Here is a 4,801-nt window from a genome sequence, read left to right as displayed (position 1 = left end):
CTTTCCACCTCCTCCGGCTTTCGCGCTGCCGTAACGTACGATACCGTTAGTATGGTTCGGGGAACGGAGCCGCATGCGGAGGCGGGGGTGGAGACGTTTTCCGAGGAAAAAAGACGAAAAAACGGCAAGGTCCGGAGCGTTCCGGTCCTTGCCGTTCTAAAGACAATCGCTATTCTAGGCGGTCGATTAGGCTTGAATGTGCGCGATTCGAACTTGTCCATCGTTGTCGCCCCGCACGGTCACTTCGACGGTCTCCGTCAAAATGTCGGCGTAGCTGTATGAGACTCTCTTGAAAGCGTGTTGTTCTTGGTCCAGTTTGACAATGAACACGGAAGGGTAGGTTTCCTCCAAAACACCGGTGCGTTCGATCGTTTTGCGACGGCCGCCGTTCGCGCGAAGCGTGATTTGCTGACCGACGTGAGCCTCAAGGCTCTTCTTAATTTCCAACAGCGCATTCTTGGCCATTGTCAACCACCACCTCTTTCCTTAGGTATTATAACCGAAAAGGGGGGCTTGTGTCAAATGGCCGAATATTATATCAGTGGACTTCGCGCATTGTCAACGGATGTCTTTAAATTTTTTTAATTTTCCGAGGGAATCCGGGGCAACCCGACCCGATAATTGCCTCGCGTCTCGATGCCGCCTAGTCCCTTCAGACCGCTCACGGTATGCGTGATGACGTCGTAGATGTTTACGGTGTCCTTCACCGGCGTGAACGCCGACTTGGCCGCGATATACACCGGGTCGAGCGCATGGATCAAGATGCGGGACGGCGAGCTCGCGAAGTTCGCGCCTGCCTGCAGCAGCGCTTCGAAATGCGATTGGCACGCGCCGGCGATGATCGTCATGGCGTCCCGGTTCCGCTCGTAGGCGCGGGCGACCCGTACCGCCTGAACGAAATGCAGCGAGTTTTTATAGTTTTGGATATTTTGTTTGTCGCCGTCGAAGCGATGCTTCAAGATGGCGTCATGTCCGGTAATGACGACGATGTCCGGCTGCAGGGCGGGGAGCAGCTGCCGCAGCGCTTCCGCCATGTCCGACTCCTTCAGATGGTAGCCTTCGGCGGGAATCCGCAGCTCGTTATACACGGCGATGCTCTTCTTCAAGTACGACCGATCCCCGTCGAGATGCAGAATCGTGCCGGGCACGTCGAAATACGGCTCCGCGGTCCGCTTCAGGCCGGCGATGCGCAGCCGGCTTTGCTTTAAGAGGGATACCCCCCTGACGTCTTCCTCCATCGGCTCGGTCGCCGCTTCCAAATCGTCGAGCGGCGCGTCCGCCAGCAAGCGGAACGATACGCCTTTCAGCACGGCTTGCCGGTCCTTCAGGTCCTGGATCCGAAACAAGACGTCTTTCCCGTACGATTTGCGGACGACGCAATCGCCAATTTTCATGTTCCATCCCTCCTACGGTATCCTATGGCGGGCGTAGGCGAATGGTGTCCGGAAAATGAGTCTAGCGCGTCGTTACCGTCACACGCCTCTCGAATGCAAGGCGCTTGGGACGGCTTCGCCGTCACACGCCTCTCGAGTGCAAGGCGTTGGCGATCGACGCGAATTCGGATAGGCTGAGCGTCTCGCCCCGGCGCTCGGGAGCGATGCCGCAGCCCTCGAGGAACGCGCGGCAAGTTTCCTTCCCGCCCGGCTCGGCGAAGAAGCGCTGCTGCAGGTTGTTGAGCAGCGTCTTCCGCCGCTGCGCGAACGCCGCTTGCACGACGTCGAAGAACAACGCCTCGTCCTTGACATCGACGGGCGGCGCCGACCGCATCTTCAGCTTGACGACGGCGGAATCGACGTTCGGCTGCGGGATGAACACCGTATGCGGCACCTTGGCGACGATCTCCGGCACGGCGTAATATTGAACCGCGACCGACAGGCTGCCGTAATCCTTCGAGCCCGGCGGCGCGGCGAATCGATCCGCGACCTCCTTCTGGATCATCACGACGATCGATTCGACGGGCAACCGTTCCTCCAGAAGCTTCATTACGATCGGCGTCGTGATGTAATACGGCAGGTTCGCCACGACCGACACGCCGTCGAGGCCGTCGAACTGCTCGCGGAACAGCGCCCGCAGGTCCACCTTCAACACGTCGCCGTGCACGATGGTCACGTTCGGGTAGGCGGACAACGAATCCTCCAGCATCGGCAGCAGCCGCTGATCGATCTCGATCGCGACGACGCGCCCGCTCCGTTCGGCCAGCTTCTCCGTAAGCGCGCCGGCGCCCGGACCGATCTCCAACGCGCCCTTCGTGGAACTCAGCTCGGCGGCGTCCGCGATGTTCCGCAGAATGTTGCCGTCGATCAGAAAGTTTTGCCCTAAGCTCTTCTTGAACGAGAAGCCGTGCTTCTGGAGCAGCTCCTTCGTCTTGCGCGGCGAGCCGATTCCCTCGGCCTTCTCCTGCCGCGCTTCCGCGTCCGTGCGTTGCGTCATGCCTCGCGCTCTCCTCTCGCTTGTCCGCCGTCTTCGTTCCATCCGTCGGCCGGCCACCCGCAGGCCGCCAGCGCGGCCGCGATTTCCGCGCGCCCGATGCCGAACATCGCGCAGCGCTTCAAGAACGTCTTCGCGTTCGCATACCCGATGCGCAGCTTCCGGCCGACGAGCAGCCGGCGATGCGCGGAGCCGTCCGTCCCGGCCAGTCCGACGAAGAACAGGTCGGCCCACGCCACGTCCGTGCCGGGCGCCTCCGCCTCGGTGCGCACCGCCGAGAGCGCCTCGCGGATCGACTCCGGCTTCGCGTTCTCGATGCCGATGTCGTCGCCCAGCGTCGCTTCGTCCTGCGATAAGAACGCGTGCTTGCACCCCGGCACCCGATTCGCGACGATCGAGCGAATGCGCTCGCCCGCATAGTCCGGGTCCGTCAGGATGATGACGCCCCGCTTCCGCTGCGCCAGCTCGATCCGGGCGATGACGTCCTTGCCGACGGCGGATCCCCCCGTCTCGATCGTGTCGGCGTCGACCGCCCGTTTCACGGCCGTCGTATCGTGCTTGCCTTCGACTACGATGACTTCCTTGATCATGCTCCGCGCTCCTCAACCAATGTACTGGTATTGTACCCTTCTTCGGACAAAGAAAAAAGGGCCGCACGAAGCGGCCCTGCCTTCTTGAAACTACCGAATGAATAACGCCCTCAGAACGGGAATCGCCCGTTAGTTCGTAACCGGCTTCTTCGGCCCGATCACGTACACCGTATACCCCTTCTTCGTGCCGAACTTGTGCGCATGGGATTCGCTGTCGAAGTAGACGTCGATCTTCTTCCCTTTGACCGCGCTGCCCTTATCCTCCGCGCGACGGAAGCCGATCCCGTCGATGTACACCCACCATCCCATCGGAATGACGCTCGTGTCCACCGCGATCGTGCGGCCTTCCGATACCGTCGTGCCCGAGGCGGTAATGCCGTACCCTTTGTCGCCCTTCTGCTTGCCCGTCGAGGCGACGCCGGCCGTATAGGCCGTAAGCGTAACGTTCTTCAGCACGCCCTTCACCCCGAAGGTCATGCCGTCGAGCGTGATCTCCTGCGATTCCGCCGACAAGACGGCGACCGCGTTCGACACCGGCTTCGGCTCCACCTTCGTGCCGATGGCGACGATTTTGGCGAGGCTCTCCTGCTCGACCGTTCGCGCCAACACTTGCTCCGATACGAGGACGCCGTCCTCGTACACCTTCTCGATTTGCTTCACAAGTACGCCCTCTTGGCCTTGTTGCACGACCTTCTCTTTGCCCTTGGGGAGCGACTTGTCCTCCTGTTTGACCGTCTCGAACGGCAGCGCGTGCTCCGTCTCCTCGACGACGCGTTGAACGCGCACGATCTTCACGTCCGTCGACGCGGTAAGCCGTTCGTCGACCGCCGGCTCGATCTTGTCGAGCTCGCCGAGCGATATGCCCGCTTCATGCAAGACGTCCCGCACGTTCGCGCCTGTCGTGTATACCTCGACCGTCTTCCCGTCCGCGTTCACGCGAACCGGGAACGCCCGGTCGATCTGGACGGCGGCGCCGTTCTTCAGCTCGGCGGTAAGCGGCAACGACGATTCGTCGTGCTTCCCGACCGTGACCCCTTGTTCTTCCAATACGTCTGCAACGGTCTCCATCGTCGTAACGACTTCAATCGTGTTTCCGTCCGCGACGATGGACACGCGCTTCAGCTGCGTGCCGTACATCAAAGCGGAAAACAAACCCACCGCCGCGAGCGCGCTCGCGGCGACCGACAATAAAACCTTCTTATGAGCACGGGCCCAGCGCCATGCGTAAGACATGTCGGACAGACTTTCCTCATGGGTTCCTTGTACAGGAATAACCCCCATTGCTACAGTCCTCCTTACATAGTCCCGCCTTGTACGTGAGTGTTCTCTCAGGTGCAAAGGATCTCGACGCGACTATTTTCGTAGTGTGAGGCAACCGGTTTTCGAAAAACGAAAAAAGCCCGGACGAAGAGGCTCGTTCGCGGCTTTTCACGGGTAGCGAAAAGTGTGCAGTTCAGCACGGACGGTTACCTCTCTCGTAACGCTTACGAGGTTAGCTGTCGGATTCGGACCGGAGAGTGGCCCTATTTCGTCCTCCGCCGCACGTACAATGACGGCGAGTCTCGAAAATTCACCCCGAGACGATTCCTTGCGGATTCGTCCGATGCGGTTCCCCCGTTTCCCCAAGCGATGCGCGTCTTCGGAAGACGCTCATCGGGAAACTCAGCGATACTGGAAATATGTTGTAATCTTTATTTCATTCGGTGTCTGATAAGTATCATAAAGGGAGCAAGCCTTCGTTGTAAAGAGGGGTCAATCCCCCGAAATCGGTGAAAATCGGCGAA

5 protein-coding genes and 1 riboswitch are annotated in these 4,801 nt (G+C 60.1%); all 5 genes read right to left on the bottom strand.

From position 1 onward, the window contains the following. Window positions 1-186 precede the first annotated feature (186 nt). Entirely contained in the window at window positions 187-465 is a 279-nt protein-coding gene (veg, locus tag VEZ38_RS05075; RefSeq protein WP_138197975.1) for a biofilm formation stimulator Veg, read from the bottom strand. Between the two features lie 116 nt (window positions 466-581). Beyond that, entirely contained in the window at window positions 582-1,394 is an 813-nt protein-coding gene (gene yabG / locus VEZ38_RS05070) for a sporulation peptidase YabG (protein WP_324892261.1), read from the bottom strand. Between the two features lie 121 nt (window positions 1,395-1,515). Beyond that, window positions 1,516-2,430 carry a 16S rRNA (adenine(1518)-N(6)/adenine(1519)-N(6))-dimethyltransferase RsmA gene (gene rsmA, locus VEZ38_RS05065; protein ID WP_324892260.1) on the bottom strand — a complete coding sequence of 305 codons (915 nt, stop codon included), beginning with the start codon at window positions 2,428-2,430 and terminating at the stop codon, window positions 1,516-1,518. Continuing rightward, window positions 2,427-3,017, bottom strand: coding sequence for a ribonuclease M5 (rnmV, locus tag VEZ38_RS05060; RefSeq protein WP_324892259.1), 591 nt, complete (start codon window positions 3,015-3,017; stop codon window positions 2,427-2,429). The genes rsmA and rnmV overlap by 4 nt, the downstream gene beginning before the upstream one ends. A gap of 129 nt (window positions 3,018-3,146) precedes the next feature. Beyond that, window positions 3,147-4,250, bottom strand: coding sequence for a ubiquitin-like domain-containing protein (locus tag VEZ38_RS05055; protein ID WP_324892258.1), 1,104 nt, complete (start codon window positions 4,248-4,250; stop codon window positions 3,147-3,149). A gap of 232 nt (window positions 4,251-4,482) precedes the next feature. Next, a riboswitch (cyclic di-AMP (ydaO/yuaA leader) is annotated at window positions 4,483-4,695 on the bottom strand. Between the last annotated feature and the right edge of the window lie 106 nt (window positions 4,696-4,801).

The organism is Paenibacillus sp. (genome assembly GCF_035645235.1).
Taxonomy (GTDB): Bacteria; Bacillota; Bacilli; order Paenibacillales; family YIM-B00363; genus Paenibacillus_AE.
The sequence above is the reverse complement of the archived record's forward strand: the minus strand, read 5'-3'. Positions and strand labels throughout refer to the sequence as shown.